The sequence below is a fragment of the Pedobacter deserti genome, assembly GCF_024436415.1.
Lineage (GTDB): Bacteria > Bacteroidota > Bacteroidia > Sphingobacteriales > Sphingobacteriaceae > Pedobacter > Pedobacter faecalis.
Map to the genome: position 1 here is coordinate 2482471 of NZ_JAFMZQ010000001.1, position 19629 is coordinate 2502099.

Annotated in this window: 19 protein-coding genes; 7 read left to right on the forward strand and 12 right to left on the reverse strand. The window is 47.4% G+C overall.

Annotated features, from left to right (window positions below; all coding sequences use genetic code 11):
• Window positions 1–8: 8 nt before the first annotated feature.
• The 3 genes from J3P40_RS11305 to J3P40_RS11315 all read right to left on the reverse strand — a co-directional run bounded on the left by J3P40_RS11305 (window position 9) and on the right by J3P40_RS11315 (window position 4262).
• Complete coding sequence (locus J3P40_RS11305; protein WP_256005619.1) at window positions 9–1805, reverse strand: ComEC/Rec2 family competence protein; 1797 nt, start codon at window positions 1803–1805, stop codon at window positions 9–11.
• Window positions 1802–3829 carry a helix-hairpin-helix domain-containing protein gene (locus J3P40_RS11310; protein ID WP_256005622.1) on the reverse strand — a complete coding sequence of 676 codons (2028 nt, stop codon included), beginning with the start codon at window positions 3827–3829 and terminating at the stop codon, window positions 1802–1804. Before J3P40_RS11310 ends, J3P40_RS11305 begins: the two co-directional genes overlap by 4 nt.
• A 97-nt stretch (window positions 3830–3926) precedes the next feature.
• Complete coding sequence (locus J3P40_RS11315; protein ID WP_256005624.1) at window positions 3927–4262, reverse strand: MerR family transcriptional regulator; 336 nt, start codon at window positions 4260–4262, stop codon at window positions 3927–3929.
• 151 nt (window positions 4263–4413) lie between these two features.
• Between J3P40_RS11315 and alaS the strand changes: the two genes are divergently transcribed.
• Window positions 4414–7113: an alanine--tRNA ligase gene (gene alaS, locus J3P40_RS11320; protein ID WP_256005626.1), complete on the forward strand. Its 2700-nt coding sequence runs from the start codon at window positions 4414–4416 to the stop codon at window positions 7111–7113.
• Window positions 7114–7145: 32 nt separating this feature from the next.
• Here alaS and J3P40_RS11325 read toward each other — a convergent pair whose 3' ends face one another.
• Window positions 7146–7349 (reverse strand): hypothetical protein, encoded by a 204-nt coding sequence (locus J3P40_RS11325; RefSeq protein ID WP_256005629.1) that lies wholly within the window; start codon window positions 7347–7349, stop codon window positions 7146–7148.
• Between the two features lie 96 nt (window positions 7350–7445).
• On the opposite strand from J3P40_RS11325, the gene J3P40_RS11330 reads away from it, so the two are divergent.
• The 3 genes from J3P40_RS11330 to J3P40_RS11340 all read left to right on the forward strand — a co-directional run bounded on the left by J3P40_RS11330 (window position 7446) and on the right by J3P40_RS11340 (window position 9429).
• Entirely contained in the window at window positions 7446–7688 is a 243-nt protein-coding gene (locus tag J3P40_RS11330; RefSeq protein WP_256005633.1) for a hypothetical protein, read from the forward strand.
• Between the two features lie 81 nt (window positions 7689–7769).
• Window positions 7770–8162, forward strand: a complete 393-nt coding sequence (locus J3P40_RS11335) for a DUF4890 domain-containing protein (protein ID WP_256005641.1) — start codon at window positions 7770–7772, stop codon at window positions 8160–8162.
• Between the two features lie 139 nt (window positions 8163–8301).
• A complete protein-coding gene (locus J3P40_RS11340; protein ID WP_256005643.1) occupies window positions 8302–9429 on the forward strand; it encodes a metallophosphoesterase family protein in 1128 nt (375 codons plus the stop codon).
• Here J3P40_RS11340 and J3P40_RS11345 read toward each other — a convergent pair.
• From J3P40_RS11345 to J3P40_RS11360, 4 genes are all read right to left on the reverse strand, one after another.
• Complete coding sequence (locus J3P40_RS11345) at window positions 9422–10063, reverse strand: DUF6266 family protein (protein WP_256005646.1); 642 nt, start codon at window positions 10061–10063, stop codon at window positions 9422–9424. The genes J3P40_RS11340 and J3P40_RS11345 overlap by 8 nt on opposite strands.
• Window positions 10064–10275: 212 nt before the next feature.
• The gene (locus tag J3P40_RS11350) at window positions 10276–13122 is read right to left on the reverse strand and encodes an outer membrane beta-barrel protein (RefSeq protein WP_256005649.1); all 2847 of its coding nucleotides are present in this window, start codon (window positions 13120–13122) and stop codon (window positions 10276–10278) included.
• A 154-nt stretch (window positions 13123–13276) separates the two neighbouring features.
• Window positions 13277–14170, reverse strand: coding sequence for an Rpn family recombination-promoting nuclease/putative transposase (locus J3P40_RS11355; RefSeq protein WP_256005651.1), 894 nt, complete (start codon window positions 14168–14170; stop codon window positions 13277–13279).
• Between the two features lie 235 nt (window positions 14171–14405).
• Window positions 14406–15611, reverse strand: a complete 1206-nt coding sequence (locus J3P40_RS11360; RefSeq protein WP_256005653.1) for a TlpA disulfide reductase family protein — start codon at window positions 15609–15611, stop codon at window positions 14406–14408.
• Window positions 15612–15812: 201 nt separating this feature from the next.
• Here J3P40_RS11360 and J3P40_RS11365 point away from each other — a divergent pair, with 201 nt between their 5' ends.
• Together J3P40_RS11365 and J3P40_RS11370 are read left to right on the forward strand one after the other, a co-directional pair.
• The gene (locus J3P40_RS11365; RefSeq protein ID WP_256005656.1) at window positions 15813–16595 is read left to right on the forward strand and encodes an AraC family transcriptional regulator; all 783 of its coding nucleotides are present in this window, start codon (window positions 15813–15815) and stop codon (window positions 16593–16595) included.
• A gap of 64 nt (window positions 16596–16659) precedes the next feature.
• Entirely contained in the window at window positions 16660–17193 is a 534-nt protein-coding gene (locus J3P40_RS11370; protein ID WP_256005659.1) for a dihydrofolate reductase family protein, read from the forward strand.
• A gap of 8 nt (window positions 17194–17201) precedes the next feature.
• On the opposite strand, the gene J3P40_RS11375 is transcribed toward J3P40_RS11370, so the two are convergent.
• A complete protein-coding gene (locus J3P40_RS11375) occupies window positions 17202–17435 on the reverse strand; it encodes an Rpn/YhgA-type helix-turn-helix domain-containing protein (RefSeq protein WP_256005661.1) in 234 nt (77 codons plus the stop codon).
• A 13-nt stretch (window positions 17436–17448) separates the two neighbouring features.
• Complete coding sequence (locus tag J3P40_RS11380) at window positions 17449–18291, reverse strand: Rpn family recombination-promoting nuclease/putative transposase (RefSeq protein WP_256005664.1); 843 nt, start codon at window positions 18289–18291, stop codon at window positions 17449–17451.
• A gap of 227 nt (window positions 18292–18518) precedes the next feature.
• Between J3P40_RS11380 and J3P40_RS11385 the strand changes: the two genes are divergently transcribed.
• Window positions 18519–19097, forward strand: a complete 579-nt coding sequence (locus J3P40_RS11385; protein WP_256005669.1) for a DUF1572 domain-containing protein — start codon at window positions 18519–18521, stop codon at window positions 19095–19097.
• Window positions 19098–19151: 54 nt separating this feature from the next.
• Here the strand turns inward: J3P40_RS11385 and J3P40_RS11390 are convergent, their stop codons facing one another.
• Together J3P40_RS11390 and J3P40_RS11395 are read right to left on the reverse strand one after the other, a co-directional pair.
• Window positions 19152–19415, reverse strand: a complete 264-nt coding sequence (locus J3P40_RS11390) for a Txe/YoeB family addiction module toxin (RefSeq protein WP_256005672.1) — start codon at window positions 19413–19415, stop codon at window positions 19152–19154.
• Window positions 19415–19627, reverse strand: a complete 213-nt coding sequence (locus tag J3P40_RS11395) for a DUF2683 family protein (protein WP_256005674.1) — start codon at window positions 19625–19627, stop codon at window positions 19415–19417. Before J3P40_RS11395 ends, J3P40_RS11390 begins: the two co-directional genes overlap by 1 nt.
• Between the last annotated feature and the right edge of the window lie 2 nt (window positions 19628–19629).

Consider the following 19629-nt stretch of genomic DNA (forward strand, 5'->3'; position numbering starts at 1 on the left):
GTTTGTATTTACTCGGAAATAATAAGCCATTGTTCTTTTGTAACCCGATTTTTGTCGAGCACCGGCTTAATCAAGTAACGAAATTTTTCCTCGTCGGGCTGCCTTACTGCTACCAGCACAGCATGCCTGCCGCATAGAAAAGCCATTACTTTACCCTGTGGAAGATCAAAGCGGATCGACCTGCGTTGGGACAGTGAACTAAACAGCCCCATTGTATGGTAAAGCTGCGTGCACAAGCCACAGCACAGGGCAGCGATCAACAGTTGCTTTTTGCCGTGCGAAAAGGCAAACACCAATAATACACCACTAAGTGTAATCAGCACAAGTTCCGTCCGGTCAACCCAAATACCCGAAATGGTCGAACCCGGCATACCTGCAATCGCATTCAATCCCCGGTGCATCAGGTCTATCAAATATCCCAGTACGCCAGCCAGAAAACCGGCCCGCAACAAAAGCAGCGCAATACCCAGGTACATGATCATCGTAAGCGGCAGCAGCACAAACAGGTTGCTGACCAGAAAGCAGACCGGAAACTGATGAAAATAGTAGATGCTTAGCGGGAAAGTAGCCAGTTGCGCGGCAATCGACATGCATACCGAGCTCCAGAAAAAAGCAACGACGCGGTTAGGCGGACGGTATAATCCCTCAAACTTTGGCTGCAGCCACATCAAACCAAACACCGCCAGGAAAGACAGCTGAAAGCCTACATCCCATACCAGAAACGGATCAGCTACCAGCATCACGAGCGCTGTAAATGCAAGTACGTTGTAGTTATTGGCCGGCCTTGAAGCGGCTCGCGATAATATTAAAACACTGATCATCACGGCTGCCCGCAGGGCAGAAGGCGAGAGGCCGGTTAGCACCGTATACCCCCAGATCAAAAGCAACATCAGCATCGTCCGGATGGTCCTGAGCAAACGCCCGCCATCCATGAACCTGAGCAGCCAGGTAAGCACCATGTAGATCATTCCCACATGCATGCCGGATACCGAAAGGGCATGAATGATTCCCGTGCCCGCATACATCGTCAGCGTACGCTGATCCAATTCAGCTTTATAACCTAATATCAGCGCCGAGAGCAGCGCCTGATGATCCGCTTTTGAAATCACCTTCCGGTAATACGATACCTGCTGCGCCCGCAATTTAAAAGCAAAAGCCTGAACCGGGTTTCCCTTATCCCTCGCAAGCAGCCTAACCTTACTTTCTTCCAGGAAAGCTTGGTGATACACATTCTTCGCAGCCAGCCATGCCCGATAATCAAACTGCCCCTCATGTTGCGGTGCTTTCGGCTTGCGATATTTTGCCGGGATCAACAATTCATCACCGTAACGCAACTTAGGCAAGGCGGCCGGACTATCGCGCCTCAGGTATACCTGCAACCTGCCTAGGGTACTCCGCACGGTATCCAGCCCGCAGGCGGTCACAGCAGCCGTAAAGGCGACCGAACCTGGCTTATCATGTGGTTCCGTATCTACCCTGATGCGCAGGTAGCCGCTCCGGGGCAGGTGCGAAAAGTGTTGTTGCCGGTCAGATTGCTGGTGAAGCAGGCAGCATATACCACCCAGCAAGAAAAGCAGCAGATAAAGTAGTAAACCGATAATAAGCTTGTAGCGGTACATCCTCAGCCGGGCATACAGCAGGTTTACCACACATAAGCAGATAAATAGTATACTGCTTAGGGCGACCAACAAGCCAAGCAGGCTACTCTGCCGCAAGGCATAAAATACACATAAACCAAGCACAAAAGGCAAGGTAATTCGCGCCAGTGTAATGTCAGACAAACCATTGTTTTTCAAATGTTTCAAAACTGATACCTTAACTGTAGTTTGAAGTCTGATTTCTGTCTGCCCTGTATCTCGTCGAGGCCGGTCCCCACAGTCTCCCGGTCCGAATACCGGTATATGGCATACCTTAGCCAGAGGTCGCCCGACCCCCACAAACGCAGGCGAACATTCTGATAAAACCGTAGGCCCTTACCGCTGTATGCCGCCGACCCCGCACCATAGAGCACATCATCCTCGTAGGCATAAATCCGGCTGTTGTAGGAAGGTGTGCAGAAAAAAGCCAGGCGGACATTAAACGACATCCAACCACGAAGCGGCTTATAGTCTGCATCCTGCATCACGGCCCAGCCGGTTTCTTTAATCGCAGCCTTCTCATACCCGCTAAGCTCCGTACGGTGATGAAGCGCAATGCGCGGTCCCCACTTCCAGCTCCCGTCTAACCGGAGCGTTTGCTTCACGACGGGAACCACACCTTCGCCTCCGCCATCGGCATTTTGCTGCTTACGTTCTACCTTATACCTCAGTAAAAATCTGCTCTGCTTATTAGGCGTGTAGGTCGCCTGTCCGAGTGTCTCATAACCCGACGAAGGCGCATCAACGCGGTATTTGAGCCATGGAAAGCGAAAATAGTCGCCATACACAGAAAACAGCCACTTTTTTCTGATGCTGTAATTGAACCCAGTGTAAAAGCCTCGTTCATTGCTGGTCTCAGTGCCTTCGCCGGGGGCGCGACTAAAGAAGTTATGATAGTCGCGGTCATAGCGCCGGTACAAGATTACCCATGAGAGTCGCGGCGATAAGCTGCTTAGCATACCATTTACAAAAGCCCAGCCGGAGCCGATACTATTGGCCGCCTCACCGTATATATAGGTATTCTTCCAGGTATAGCTGTAATGAAAACCCGCATTGCTGAGTTCTCTGCCCTCAAAGCTGTACTTGTTGTACAACTGATTGCCAGTTACGAAGCGATGTCCGAAGCCGGAATGATGGGCGACCAGCCCCACACTCAGATCTGAACGGTGATATTGCAGGGCTGTACCGTACAGGGTGTGGGACAGACTGTGCTGGTTCTTTCGCTCGGTAGTTGTGCGGTGCAGGCCGGTCGACCCGATATTCTGTAGGGTAAATCCGTCCTCCGCTTGTTTCAAACTTGCATCCAGGCGGCGCCTTGAAACAAAAGCTGTCAGGTCAAGGTGCTGCGTCAGACGAATACTTGCTGCAGAGCCCCTGAAAAAGGAGAGCTCGTTGGCCGAGTAATAAGGTTTAAGTCCGGTCTCATTGGCAGCCACACTGGTTACATCCGGTCCCTTGCCATAAGCGAACCCCGACCATAAGGTGAGGCCCTGGCCGAACTGCAGACTGTAGTCGCCCAGCACCATGCGTTTCAGCCGGCCGCGATTATACAGTGCTACGTGAAAGGAGAGGTGATCGGGACTATACTTGTTAAGCCAGGATTCTCCAGCGTCTTTTTCAGCTATTAAGGCAACCGAGAAGCGCTTGTCGACCGTATACTTATACCGCATCAGCACCTTGTCGGGGCCGCCCAGATATCTGCTGCCAGACAAATCCTTGAAACCCTTCTGTTGTTCCAGCAGCCGGCCATACCTCAGCATCAGGTCATGTTTGCCTTCGATGGCCACCCCAGTCCCCGAAAACCCACTACCCGCGCTGCCCACATACACGAAAGGACTCAGTCTCGAGAGCGTCAGCTCGTCGAAGCCCTCAACCACCTGCATTTCCACAAAATCCTGCAGTTCGCCATTGGCCTTAATATGGTTCAGCAGGTTTGCAATTTGCAGGGGGGAAAGAAACAACAACTCTTTCAGTTGCCCGGCGTCGGCCCGGTTCAGGTCCAGAGGGTGTTTACGCAGATAAATAAGCCGTTCCGTCAACTCCGACCAATCCGTATCCTCGGGCAAGGTCTCCGAAAGCTGTTCAATGATATCTTTAATAACATCCGTCTCCTGCGCGCCGGCACGCAAAGCCGTTAACCCCAAAGCTCCGGGCAACAAAAACACGCATAGAAATAATCTGACGGTAGACATACGCCGTCAAATCAGCCATTATTTTTCCTTAAAGCAAAATGGATAACCGGTTAAGTTAAAACACAACTGAATATCAGCCAGATATTTTGAAGCGGATTTAAATCTCCTCGTTCAGTTTTAGCAGGAAATCTTTAAGGCGTTCCAGCGAAGCGATGATCTTCTGATTTTCCTTCACCTCACCGCTATTGTTTTTCATATGCTCCTTAGCACCTTTAAGCGTAAAACCCTTGTCGTCTACCAAGTGAAAGATGATTTTCAAATTCTCGATATCCTCTGGCGTGAAGAGCCTGTTGCCTTTTTTATTCTTCTTAGGCTGCAGTACGTCAAACTCCTTTTCATAAAATCTGATCTGCGAAGCGTTTACACCAAACATCTCGGTCACTTCACCCATGGTGTAGTACATTTTATTGATTTCCCGTTCTTTGTAAGGCATCTTGATATTGATTATTAACGATTTACAGCTTTTATTTGAAGTTGTCAAACTTAGATAAAGTTTAGCAACAAACCATAGAACCACCGGAAATTTTTTTCGCCATTCACCTTAGCGGAATTATGCTAATTTTGCCCTATTCAAATCTTATTACATGACAGCTAAGGAAATCAGACAGGCATTTTTGGAGTTTTTTAAATCAAAGCAGCACAATATCGTGCCTTCGGCGCCAATTGTTATAAAAAACGATCCCACGTTAATGTTCACCAACGCGGGGATGAACCAGTTTAAAGACCTGTTCCTTGGCGAAGCCGCAATCAAATACCCGCGTGTGGCCGATACGCAGCGTTGTCTTCGTGTTTCAGGAAAGCATAACGACCTCGAAGAGGTTGGTATCGATACCTATCACCATACCATGTTTGAAATGCTGGGCAATTGGAGCTTTGGCGATTATTTCAAGAAAGAAGCCATTGCCTGGAGCTGGGAATTGCTGACCGAGGTGTATAAGATTCCTAAAGACCAACTGTACGTCTCTATTTTCGAGGGCGATGAAAAGGAGGGTTTGCCACGGGATACGGAAGCCTACGAATTATGGAAACAGTTTGTGCCGGAAGACCGCATCATCCTGGGAAATAAAAAAGACAATTTCTGGGAAATGGGCGATACCGGACCATGCGGACCATGCTCCGAAATTCATGTCGACTGCCGCTCTGCCGAAGAACGTGCGCAGGTAGAGGGTAAGTCTTTGGTCAACGCCGACCATCCTCAGGTCATAGAGATCTGGAATAATGTATTCATGCAGTTCAACCGGTTGAAAGACGGCTCATTACACCCATTACCTGCACAACACGTAGATACAGGTATGGGTTTTGAACGCTTAGTTCGCGTCCTGCAGCAGAAGCAGTCGAATTACGATACGGATGTATTCCAGCCGCTTATTCAGCATATTGCTGCGCACGCAGGGGTGGTTTACGGTGCTGATGAGAAAACGGATATTGCGATGCGTGTGATGGCCGATCATATCCGGGCGATATCTTTTGTGATTGCCGACGGACAATTGCCGTCCAACAATAAAGCAGGTTATGTGATCCGACGCATTCTGCGTCGCGCAGTACGCTATGCATATACCTTCCTTAACCTTAAAGAGCCTTTCCTGAACCAGCTGGTGCCGGTATTGGCGCAACAGTTTGAGGGTGTCTTTGAGGAGCTTGCCCTGCAGCAGGATTTCGTACAGAAGGTGATCCTGGAAGAAGAACTTTCCTTCCTGCGTACACTGGCTACCGGGATACAGCGCTTTGAAAGCTATATCAAAAAGCAGGCAGATCACCTGATGTCTGAAAACGCCATAGAGCCTGAAAAGGCCTTTGAGGACCCATGGGTGTACAGCATACTGAAAGATCAGATGGTGATTTCGGGCGAATTCGCTTTCGAACTGAACGATACCTATGGGTTTCCGATCGACCTCACCGAACTGATGGCCAGGGAGAAAAACTGGCAGGTAGACATGGAGGAATACAACGCCGCTCTACTGCGACAAAAAGAGCGTTCACGCGCCGCTACGTCGATAGATACGGGCGATTGGGTGAATATTAATGAAGATCTGGAGACGGAGTTTACAGGTTACGACGAAGTTGAGGCCGAAACCCAGATCATCAAATACCGCAAGGTTCTTTCTAAAGGTAAAGAGCAATATCAGATCGTGCTGAGCAAAACGCCTTTTTATGCAGAAGGTGGCGGACAGGTAGGCGATACTGGTCGACTGGAGGATCACAGTCGAATGTTCTCTGTAGAGATTACCGATACACGCAAGGAAAACGGCATCACGGTACATTACAGCGATGCGTTGCCGGAAGATCCGGAAGGTAAGTTCTATGCGGTGATAGATGAGGACAAACGTCTGCTTACTCAAGCTAACCACACCGCTACACACTTGCTCCACGCTGCATTAAAGCGCGTGCTGGGCAGCCACGTCAACCAGAAAGGTTCACTCGTTAATGCAGACTACCTGCGGTTCGACTTCTCGCATTTTGCTAAGGTTACCGACGAGCAGCTGGCCGAGATCGAGCACCTGGTAAACCAGAAAGTCAGGGAAAACATTCCTTTAAAAGAGCAGCGTTATGTGCCTTACGATCAGGCTATTTCAAGTGGAGTTACGGCTTTGTTTGGCGAGAAGTATGGCGACCTGGTACGTATCATCACTTTCGACGATCATTACTCAAAAGAACTCTGCGGCGGTACGCATGCCAAGGCTACAGGCGATATCGGATACTTCAAGATAACCGCCGAGAGTGCCGTTGCCGCAGGCGTAAGACGTATCGAGGCGATTACGGCCGACAAAGCTGAGGCGTTTATCCTCGATCAGAACCGTGAACTTAACGAGCTTAGGGCACTGCTTAAAAACAGTAAAGACCTGAAAGGAAGTGTGCTGGCCCTGATTGAAGAAAACAACAAACTGAAGAAAGAGGCAGAGAAAGCGCTGATAGAGCAATCGGCCAACCTGAAGCATGAGATCGTTCATCATGTGAAGACCCATAACGGCATCAATATGATCGCAACGCATGTCGACCTGCCCTCGGCCGATGCCGTCAAAAACCTGGCATTTGCCGTGAAGGACCTGGTAGACGACCTGTTCCTGGTGCTTACCACGCTGATCGACGATAAGCCGGGTATCACCGTAATGCTTTCGGAAAACCTCGTGAAAGATAAAGGCCTGAACGCCTCCAACATTGTGCGCGAACTGGCTAAAGAGATTCAGGGCGGAGGCGGTGGTCAGCCTTTTTACGCCACTGCAGGCGGTAAAAACAAAGAGGGACTAGCCAATGTACTTACAAAAGCAGAGGCGCTAATTGCTTAGCGCCTCCTTAACTAAACCGTAATTAAACCACATCAATCCGTCAGCTCTTCCGTATCATCGTGGGATACGTCGCCCAGCAGGGCGTCTGTATTTTGCGCTTTGTCCGGGTTGCTCTCTTCCGGATCAGTTTCCGGTACGTAAGCTTCAGGTTTAATATCGCGATCGTGTCCCGGCTTGGCCGGAACAGCGGTGCCCGTCAGGTTTGAACCCAGCGGCTTTTCATGTTCATTTTCCATAATGCCTCCGTTTTTAGGGTGATTACTGGTTTTAAAGGGTAACAAAAAACAATCTCCTTTGTTCACTGTTTTTCCTGAAACAAATCATACAAGGCCATGGAAAAAGATCTGAACCCATACGAATTCACCATCGACATAGATGGAGAACCACATGCCATACGCGTGGAGGTACCACAGGAAGGCGATTATATTGTATATATCAACGGAGAACGCAGCGGACATTTATATACTGTGCAGGGCGACACCAAACTTGAGTGGCGTACCGACGACGAGATCAGTCAGCGCCTGGTCGACGAGATCGGCGCCAACATTCTGCTGCTTGAAAACAACCTGCCCTGATTTTAACATTTCTTAACATTTCGGCATTTAAACTATTTGCCCCTTTAGCCCTCTATATCCATAAAGCACGAGGAACTGAAGATGAGAAAGTTAATTTTTACCGCCGCTGTACTTGTCGGACTAAGCACAATGGCATTTGCACAGGATGGAAGAGATAAGGGACAGGTAAGAACACCTGAAGAGCGGGCAAAGAAAATGACCGAACGTTTAAACAAAGACCTTTCACTTACGGCCGACCAGCAGTCGAAGATTTACGCGCTGAACCTTGAGGCAGCTAAAAAAGCCAAAGAGGCCCATGTAAAAGGTGAAAAGAAAGTTAAGGCCGACAGAGCGGCGTTCAAAGCAGCCAGGGAGGCGCACGAAAACCAGATCAACAGTATACTGACCGATCAGCAAAAGGCAACCTACAAAGAATTAAAAGCAAAACGGATGGAAGCGATGAAGGATAGGGTGAAAAAGAAGAGAGGCGCTTAACCAAACGACAACAAGCTGATTATTATAGGGATAAATTGGTTTGGAAGGATGTCTGGCAACAGGCATCCTTTTTTTATTACCGCATTTTATCACCGAATTTGACAATCCCTTAATATGAGAAAGGGTATTTTTGTAACACATGACAATTTCTGAAGACGACCCCATACACACAACACCAGTTTTTAAAAAAGGACAACCCGACGACACCTACAAATACCTGCCGTTGCCCCGGCCTACGGGCGCTTATCCTTATCACTTAGAGATTTCCAAAGTTATTCCCGGCATTCGCCGCGACAAAATGACCTTCCAGATGGTAGGCGATACAGGCAGTATGCGCAACCCGGACTTCCTGAAGCTGGTTTCCAGGCAGATGCTAAGCCAGTTTGACGATGTGGACGAATACGGCGACAAACCGGAATTTCTGTATCACCTGGGTGATATTGTGTACAACCATGGCGAAGCCCACGAATACCAGCGTCAGTTTTTCGACCCGTTTAATGGTTATCCGGCACCTGTATTTGCCATACCCGGCAATCACGACAGCGATGTCAATCCGCTTAGTAAGGTTCCTTACAACAGTCTGGATACCTTTGTAAGGGTCTTCTGTTCGGAAACACCCAGCGAAGTGGAGTTTAGTGGCGGCAATTCCCGGAAAAGTATGGTGCAGCCAAATGTATACTGGACTATGGAAACACCGCTGGCGAATTTCATCGGACTAGCCTCCAACGTCCCAAAATTTGGGGTAGTGACACCCGAACAGCGCAGTTGGTTCATCAAAGAACTTGAATGGGCCAAAAGCGAACATCCTGACAAGGCCTTGTTTGTCTGCATTCACCATTCACCGTATTCGGGCGACATCAACCATGGTTCTAGCATGCCCATGATCGAAATGCTGGAGAGCGCCTACGTAGAGGCAGGCGTGAGGCCGCATGCTGTTTTCAGCGGACACGTGCACAACTACCAGCATTTTGAAAAACACTATCCCGACGGTGACGTAGTAAATTATATTGTAGCCGGGGGCGGGGGTTACGATGAACTGCACCCCATTGCCCGTAAAGACGATCCGTACTTCACTGCCGCGCTGCCGGAGTTTGAGGGTGTGCGGCTCGTCAACTACTGCGACGACCGGCATGGCTTTTTAAAGGTACACCTGGAGCGGACAGAAAGCGGCTTATTGCTCAGCGGAGGCTATTTTGCCGTGCGTGCCAAGAACGGTACGGAAGCACCGAAAGAGCCGGAAGACAGTTTCGAGATCCGCATCAACTAAACACAATAGCCCCGGTATACACGCTGTTGGAAATCGCCCGGCGGTCGTCTCTTACAAACGAGATATAGGTATGCGCCGACAGCCCCTTCAAAGGGGCTGGAACTTCCAGCAATTGTGTCTGCGCTTTACGCTCTACACCACTTATCAGGTACACCGGATTAGATTGATCGGGAAAAAATGCCATCAGCATGGTCTTATCTTGCGCTCCGGCATGCGGATCGTGCTCATCATAGTCCCAGTAAAACCGGAAACCATCAGCTACTGCCACTACGACGGCGTTTTCGGCAACAGCCAGCCCACCTTCGGTAAGGCGCACCTTATCATACTCGAGAAACTGATGTGGGTACACCCCACCAATGGCATGCTTTAGGTTGTACGATTTCGCCGAATTATTCGCGCTGTTGCCATTGCGCAGTGCGGAAAGCTCAAACCCGATGGCGAGATAAGGCTTGATGAATTGAAAGAAGGTACCCAGCACCGGCATCCGCTGCAGTACCGCTTTTTGCTTTTCCGAACGGGGCGGTACTACCTGAGGCGCAGCCCTTAAAATGAGTTTGCCTTGTTTAACATAACCGAAGATCGGCCCGATTTTGCCTTTAAAAGGACCCAATGGTCCGTACCTGGCCACACCCATAATACGATAGATTTTATTGATCAGGCTACATTGCCCGACAGCTTAAAGTTAACATACCACACTATTTGCGAAGCACATGCGCTATGAAATGATATGTTTTGACTACAATATCGATCGCCAGGTCGGCCAAAGTTGTGTGGATGACAAGTGGACGACAAGTGGATAACAGGTGGATAACAACTGGAGAATCAGGCTTATCACTAGCTTGTGGGCTAGTCGGCATCAACACGGAACACCCTGCCACCAAACTTAGATAAATCGTAGCTGAGGCCGAGGGTAAACACCCGGGTTTGTTGTTTAGTCCGGCTGTCGATGATCGTGTTGCCCGACAGCACACGTGAAATGTTATTGCCCTGGGCAAGCAGATCGTTCCCGCTCAGGTTAAACCTAAGTGTATTTTTTAAAAAGCCTTTGCTTAAGGCCATATTGATGACCAGCGGGTTAGCCTCCTGAAGGGCATAACCATAGTTGATGCGCTTATATGCGTCAAATCTGATGTGGTAAGATTTCTTAACCGTAAGTTCCGCCTGCATGTTTAAGTTGATGTTCGACACATCTCGCAAGGTAGAATCGACCCCGGTGCCACTCCTGGTATTTGCATAGTTTCCGCCCGCCGAGAGCGAGAGCGTTTTTAGTCGCATGCTGCCGTTTATGTTCATCTGGAGCGCATTGCTTCGGAAGAAGGCAGGTGCGCTGATCATGCCCAAACCCATAGGCTGCTGCATATAGGCTGTGCGTAGGAGCGAACCTGCGTCATTGTTGTTTGTAACCGAATAATTCAGGTTCATGCTTACATTGAACTTCTTGAAGTTGTAGCGCCCGTTGAGCCTCTGCGCAAAGTTGAGCCCCGAACCGAAGGCCCGCTGATTGTTGAACAGGATTGCCCGGTTAGAGCGACCAATATTGCCGGAGAGACCGAAAAAAAGCTTGTTTTTCAGGAACGGGAAATTGGCGTAATAATTCGCGTTGACGCCGTAATTGCCGTTTACGTTCTCATAGCGGGTGATCTGCCGGTAGCTGTCGAGCGTGTCGGGTATGAGGATTACATGGTCCACAATTTCGCGCTGCGTAACGTTGGCATTCAGGCCTGTTTGCACGGAAAAGCCAGTCTTTGCATGATTGTAGTTAAAGCTCAGCCTCATACTATGATTGAAGGACGCTTTCAGGTCGGGGTTGCCAACAACGATATTTTGCAGGTTTTGGGTATTGCGAATCGGCTGAAGTTGATGGATGGAGGGATTGTTGTTGGAGCCGTTATAACTGGCGGAAATGGTCTTGTTTTTCGCAAGGGTTTTGCCGAGACTGACGCTTGGAGCATAATTGAAAGTGTTGTTTACAAATTTTTGCTTCAGTTTCAGGTCCTCGTTGCTGAGCATGTTGGGCCGCGCATTGATTCCGAAGTTGTACCGGAAATTTTTGCGGCTATAATTATAGTCGAGGTTGATTGATTGGCTGAGGCTGGTTGACCGGAACGACTGGCTGAGCGAGTCGACCAGCGCGACGCGGCCTGTGATATTGTCGTTCACAAAAGTTGATACCTCGCTGGATGACAGGTTGATATTGCCGCTGTAACCCAGGGTAAGGTGACGGTTTACCAGACTGTCTTTAGGTTTTTTAAACCCAAAGCTATAGTTAAACCCCGCATTAAAACCGCGGCTGTCCGACCGGTTAAGGAGGTCGCGGTTAAGCACCGAATCTTTTTCGAGCGCGCCTGTGGCTTTGTTGTAGTACAATGTATTCGTATTGATCTGCTGTGTGCCGTTATTTCCTGATGTGGAAACGCCACCGCTGAACGTGATGCGGTGGGGTGATTTTGAAGGCTTGCGGGCAGCTGAGAAAGAAGCGTTCAGGTTGGGGGTCGAGTTCTTCGACTGCGTGCTGTTGCGCAAATCTTGCCGGACGAGGCCGAATTGATTGGTCGCCGAGCTGTTTGCCGCATTGGAGCGGTTTAACGCACCGTTGAAGTTTGTGGTCAGGAAGAGCTTCTTGTTATTAAAATGCAGGTTACCGTTCAAGTGGTGACGGCTTCCGCCATTGTCGCCAGCACTTCTGGAATTGTTTACGAAAGTTCCCTCTGGATATACAGATTCCATAACCTGCTCCTGAGAGAAGGCGTTGCTGTTATTTCTGAAATTGTATCCAAAACCGCCGCGGGTATGTTTACCGAACTTGTCGTTATGACTGAAGCCTCCGGTAATGTTTCTGCTTGTTCCGGCTCCGTTGTTTTGGGTTCCGATATTGCCCTGAGCGGAGGTCTGCTTTCCGCCCTTCCAGAGATTGCCGCTGAGGCCGCTTCCGATCATGTCGTTGGATCCCGCATTTGCCGATGCGTTGCCGAAGGTGCCGTTGTCCATACCCGGTTTGGTGACAATGTTCAGCAACTTTCTGGGTTCGCCCACCTTAATACCCGTAAAGTTAGCCTCATCCCCAAAATCGTCGATGACCTGAATTTTAGATACGATACCGGCAGGCAGGCGCCGGATGAACTCATTGACGTCGCCAGTAAAGAAATCTTCACCGTTTACCCTCAACTTAACCATCTGCTTGCCCATGGACTTGACGTTGTACTGGTCGTCGACCTCCATGCCTGGAAACTGCTTGATCAGATCCGCTACGTTATCGCCCTCAAGCACCTGAAAGGCCTCTGCATTGAACTCCACTGTGTCTTGCATGAACCTGACCGGGTTGGGTTTGCCTTTGATGACCACTTCTTTAAGCATTTGGTTGGACGGCTTCAGTTCGATAGGCTCGAGCCGCTTATGTCGTTCTTTTTCTGTAAAGCTATGCTCAAAGCTGACTTTTTGATAGGCAACACTGCTGATCTCCAGCGAAAACTTATTGACGGTTATTTTTGAAAAGCTGAAATAGCCTTCGGAATCGGTTATGCTTTTAAGCGTATCTTTTTCGGAGATCAGCAGCACTGTGGCGCCAGATATGGCCGTTTTAGCGGTATCGGTTATGCTGCCGGAGACCTTTCGGCTTTGTTGGGCGTGGAGACTCAGACTTCCGAAAAAAATAAGAAGCGTGACGATGAACCGAAGAGCAGGAGAGCGTTTCAAAACAAATGGTTATGAAGCAAATATAAGGTTTTAGCCTTAAAATTGATTTTCTGATCGAGCTCATCTCTTATTCGCTTGATAGTAGTTTCTGCAAAGTAGGCTGTTAAGACAAAGGACTTGCATGAACTTTGAACGAAAAATTAATGCGCTTTACCTACAGCGCTTTGATTTCCTCAAGGGAAAGCTCAGTGAGTTCCGAGATTTCAGCGTCACTGGCTCCTTTCTGTTTGAGTTTTCGTGCGATTTGCATTTTAAGGTCATGGGCGATCTGTAATATGCGTTGTTCCGCTTCTTTAGACGCTTCGTCAAATGCTTCTTGAGCAGCCTGCTTCTTAGCCCACTCAATCCCTGCGTTCCAGTCAGATTTGGCTTTGAGATCTGAATCGTAAAGTTCTTGTTCTTCTTTAGTCATTTTGCTTACCTCCGCAATTTTAAAGATCTTTTGAAAAACTCTTTTGTCGAGGATTGCAGGTATCTTGTCCAGACTGCTCAGGTTTTTTAAAACATAAAACCATTTGTCTAGGTCGGTCTGCAATTCCGCTTCGCTCTTATCAAAGTTAGGCAATTCCAGGAATTTATAACCCATGCCATTGTGAAAAACCTTGCCGGTCTTAAGATTTGCCAACTTGATATTATGCAGATAGTCGCCGTCGGATTCCTTGAAAGAAAACTCCATAATGCCGATCAGATATACCTCACTGAGAGCTGAAGACCAGTTGGAACTGTCTTTGGCCAGTTGGGAGCTGATCAATCTTGACATATAGAACACGCAGCGGTCGCTGAAGAACTCCTGATCGGTACGTTGCATTTCAATGATAAACTTTTCACCGTCGGCGCCGGTGCAGGTGAGGTCGAAAAGCACTTTTTTCTCTTTTGAACTAGCTCCGTTTATTTCGGTCGGACTGTAACTGATGTCGGCAATGACTTTCTCGCCCTCAAAGAGAACGTTTAGAAAGTCGATCATAATGTCTTTGTCGGGTTCGCTCCCGAAAAGGCGTTTGAAACCAAAGTCGGTAAGCGGGTCGAGGAATCTGGATGTAATTGGCATAAGAATTATTTCAGCAAACCTATGCAGATCTTCGCAGAAAAGCCAAGTTTCAAAATAATAATTATTTACACAAAATATTGATAAACAATGTTATATACTGCTCTATATAGCGTGTTTGTGTAATTTGAATTGGTCTTTCTGACGACTTACCAACGCCGGTAACTTCTATTTCAGACCTTTCCCTGCTAATCAATTTTTCAGGAAAAAGATAATAATAATGTATCGAAGTAAAGCCTTAAATTTTGAGTAGCTTTTCCAGTTTTTTAGTGAGAAGGCCCTGGGAGTAACCCACCCATGAATCTATCAGTACACCGTCCGGACTTATGATAATATAATGTGGTATTCCACTTACTCCATACCTGGCGGCCAGCCCGGACATTCCTTTGCCATCGGTCAGATTGGTCCAGCTCACTTTCACGTGTTCCGAGGCTTTTTTCCAGGTCTCCAGTTTTTCGTCGAGGCTGAAACTTACTATGGTCACCTGATCGGAGAAGCGTTCGTGGAGTGCTTTAAGTTCGGGCATAGCGGCGATGCATGGGCCGCATCCAATGCTCCAGAAATCGATAAGTAAATATTTACCTTTAAAGTCTGACAAGGTATGAACTGTACCGTCCAGACTCTTCAATGCCGTGTCAGCCATCTTTTCTCCCAGTTTCACGACGACTGGCGGATACAGGAGCGTACGGATTTCCTGTCCCGAATGACTTTCCCGTTCTGTCGCCGGCAAAGACTTGTATAGGTTTGACACGGCTTGCTGATATAGCGTGTCGGGGCTGTATTTCGCAAATCTTGCGTGCGTTTTAAATCTGTTGAGCCATACCCGGCCATGTTTACTTGTATTGCTCAGCAATTTAATGTCTATGTTATCCATTATCCTGGTTATCGAATCCTGAACCGCGCGGAGGGAATCGATCTGGCGTTTGAGTACCTCGCGATACTGCTGGGTGGCAGAATCGCGCTGGCTACGTAGCGTGCTTTCTTGTGCGGATAAGGCCTGCAGTTCATAAAGCTGTGGTTCACTGGCGGATATATAGCGAGATAGATCTTTCTGTTCGGGTATATTTGAAACTACCTTCCATGTTTTTAAGTATTTGCCTGTGCCTTGCACTTTTATGCTGCTCCCCGGGCGAGCCCAAAGTTCAAGGTAACCCGAGGGGAACCCAGGGTCAAATATCATCAGTCCGTATTGGCTTAACTCCGCTACCGAGTCTGACAAATGAAAGACACCTTGATGAAGGGTGTCTTTGTCAACGGAACTGAGCAGGTTGCCTTCGTTACGCATGAGGTTAATTACCGTTCCGTCGGGCAGATTCTTGATTTTACCTTTCACTACAAACGGATCTTGAGCCAGGCTCACAGATGTATGGCAAAAGATAAAGTAACTAAATAGCGCAGTTATTCGTAATAAGGAAGTAATGTCTGAAAGCGTATACGGTCTCATATCTATTTGGATAAGCAATTTTTTATCTAAATTATGTGAATAAAGGTGACCTCAGAACATTTTAACATTTTTTAAGAAATCTAAAGGAATAATAATGCATGACCTGACTATTCTGGTAAGTCTTTATGTACCGCTACTGTCGGAATATCACTAACTTTATGCCGCAGCAAACGCCTTAAACTGTAAACCCAGTTCGAAATTATGCAACTGCAGTTATATGATATCAAGCCAAAGCTTGCGCCTTACGTAAAGTCGATTTGTACCATGGAATGCGATGAGGATGCGGATACGAGCCATGTCCGTGTTTTGCCAGACGCTTGTGTGGAAATTTTTCTTAACTATACAAATCCGCCTGTGGCAGTGATTGATGGGCAATTGTACACGCGAAGCATCGTTACTTTTAGGATGAACCGGTATGCGGATGTTCGAATGCGAAAAGGGTCGGGCTGTGTCGCCCTGTGCTTTTATCCCGGAATGGCACAGCACTTTTTCAAGGTCCCGATGAGTGAACTAGCCAATACCACTACGCCGCTTTCTGATCTTTGGAAGTTGAACTCCGATATGCTGGAAGAACAACTGGCGCTCTGCAGTTCAGCGCTGGAGAAAGTTAATATCTTGCAGAACTATCTCATTACACAGCTTACGGGCAGCAAAACGGACGCTGTCTTTGTATATTGTATGAAGCATATTGAACATGCAAAGGGTAATCTTTCCGCGGGTGACATCAGTGGTCTCTCCGGATTGAGTCAGCGCCAGCTTTCCAGAAAATTTGGTCATAACCTGGGTTTACCGCCGAAGGAGTACCTGCGGGTCACCCGGTTCATTTACTCTCTACGGCAATTAAAATACTATCCGAATCATTCGCTTACTGAGCTCGCTCATAGATCTGGGTATTATGATCAGGCACATTTTATAAGGGATTATAAGGAATTTACAGGGTGTACGCCGGGTGTATTGGTTCGCTCGGATCATATTTTGTATTGATGTCCGTTTTGTACAATTTGCCATGCTTTCGTTGCCCTACCTTTGAGCTATATATAAAAAAGAGATGAGGAAACTAATTTTAGGATTGGCCGTTACGCTTGACGGTTATATTGAAGGGCCAAACGGTGAATATGATTGGTGCTTCACGGATCAGGATTATGGTCTGAATGAATTTTATGAGCGGATCGATGCGATGTTTATCGGGCGTAAAAGCTACGAAACTTTGCAAAAGCATGTGGCTGAGCATGGGGGTGAAGCTGTTCCCGGCATGCCTCCGCTTCAAGAATATGTGTTTTCGAATACGCTACAACAGGTGAAAGATGGAGCAGTACTAGTTTCGGGCGATAGCATGCTCGAAGCACAGCGCCTGAAGGAAATGCCGGGCAAAGACATTTGGTTGTTCGGTGGTGCCTCTCTGAATGAGGTCATGATGAAGGCTGGGCTAGTGGATGAGTTGTGGTTGTCGGTACACCCGATATTGCTTGGCAGCGGAAGGCCTTTGTTTACCGGACAGGATCATCGTTCGCAGCTTACTTTGCTGGAAAGTAAGACTTATGAAACGGGTTTGGTATCGCTGCGTTATGATATCTTAAGGTAGGGCTTGGCTTATAGGGCTTTGATTTCCTTGATGGACAGCCCGGTAGCCTTGGAGATGTGGGCTTCATCGATGCCTTGCTCCTTAAGGTTTCGGGCGATCTGTAATATGCGTTGTTCCGCTTCTTTAGACGCTTCGTCAAATGCTTCTTGCGCAGCTTGCTTCTTAGCCCATTCAATCCCTGCGTTCCAGTCAGATTTGGCTCTGAGATCTGAATCGTAAAGTTCCTGTTCTTCTTTAGTCATTTTTGTTGTCTGCCTAACTCTGAAGTTTGTGCACTTCTTCCAATGACAAGCCAGTTCCTGCAGAAACTTGCTCCGCGGTAAAGCCACGTTTGAGGAAGTTAAGAGCTATCCTCAATGTTGCTTCGTGATCGGCCTGCTTCTTAGCCCACTCAATCCCTGCGTTCCAGTCAGATTTGGCTTTGAGATCTGAATCGTAAAGTTCTTGTTCTTCTTTAGTCATTTTGCTTACCTCCGCAATTTTAAAGATCTTTTGGAAGACTCTTTTGTCGAGGATTGCAGGGATTTTGTCCAGACTGCTCAGGTTCTTCAATACGTAAAACCATTTGTCCAGATCAGTCTGCAATTCCGCTTCGCTCTTATCAAAGTTAGGCAATTCCAGGAATTTATAACCCATGCCATTGTGAAAAACCTTGCCGGTCTTAAGATTTGCCAGTTTGATATTATGCAGATAGTCGCAGTCGGATTCCTTGAAAGAAAACTCCATAATTCCGATTAAATACACTTCGCTTAGGGCTGAGGACCAATTGGAGCTGTCTTTGGCCAGTTGAGAGCTTATCAATCTGGACATGTAAAACACGCAGCGGTCGCTGAAGAACTCCTGATCGGTGCGCTGCATTTCAATAATGAACTTTTCTCCATCGGCACCAGTGCAGGTGAGGTCGAAAAGCACTTTTTTCTCTTTTGAACTAGCTCCGTTCATTTCGGTCGGACTGTAGCTAATGTCGGCAATGACTTTCTCGCCCTCAAAGAGAACGTTTAGAAAGTCGATCATAATGTCTTTGTCGGGTTCGCTCCCGAAAAGGCGTTTGAAACCAAAGTCGGTAAGCGGGTCGAGGAATCTGGATGTAATTGGCATAAGAATTATTTCAGCAAACCTATGCAGATCTTCGCAGAAAAGCCAAGTTTCAAAATAATAATTATTTGTTCAAAATATTGATGGTCAGCTTATTATATTGACGTATAGCGAGGAGGTGAGATACCGCTATGAGAATGTTTAAATTTATCGCCATCGCGATTGACCCAATAACTCACGCACAATTGAATTCACGTTTGAGTATATTTGTTAACCAACAAATCGTTGTTATGAAAAATGAGTATCTGGAAAGCGTATTAAAGCAGTTTTTGTACTACAAAATGCTGGGCGATAGAACCTTTGATCAGCTTACAGAAGAACAGTTGTTTATGCAGCATAATCCGGATAGCAACAGCATCGCGACGATCGTTAAGCATATGGCGGGTAATATGCTTAGTCGCTGGACAGATTTTTTAACGACCGACGGAGAAAAGCCCTGGCGCCACCGTGATGCCGAGTTTGAGAATGATCTGGGTTCAAAGCAAGAGATGCTGAAATTATGGGAACAGGGCTGGATCGTTTTACTGGATAGTCTTGAATCGCTGTCTGATGAGGACCTTAGCAAGATCGTCTATATCCGTAACGAGAGGCACACCGTGATGGAAGCGATTAACCGGCAATTGGCGCATTATCCTTATCATGTGGGGCAGATCGTTTTCATCGGCAAAATGCTGGCTTCTAACTGGCAGTCTTTATCTATTCCAAAGGGAAATTCAGCTGCATTTAATGCCGGCAAATTTGCGCAGGAAAGGCATCGCGGGCACTTTACTGATGAGGTTCTAAATCCGAAGGGCTCTACTGAAGACTGAAATAATCGCTCAACATTAACTGAGCGTCCCATACTCGTTGGACCTATTACCTTCCTAGTAATGTCCTTTCACAGAAATCACATTGATATTCGAATCTAAGACCTGGTAAACTAATCGGTGTTCAAGATTGATGGGGCTTGACCAGAGACCTGAAAGACTATGTTTTAATGCTTCTGGACGGCCCGTTCCATAAAAGGGATGACTTTGTAATTCCTGGAATAACTTTAATAGCTTTTTTAAGATAGTTTTATTGCCGGTTTGCTTAAAATATTCGATCTCAAGTTTGGCCTGATCCGAAAATACTAAGTTATATTCCATTAAAGGCCAAGAAATTTTTTAAGATCTTCAGATTTTACTTTTGTGGTTTTTCCGGCCTCGAATTCTGCCAAACTAGATTGGACCTTTTTAACAAAGTCCCGATCATAAGGTTCAACCTCTTCTTGGGTAAAAGGAACGCCTAAGGCCTTTAGTGCGCTTTTAACTTGTGAAAGTTGCCTTTTATCTCTTGGCTGAACAATAAGTTTTTGCATAT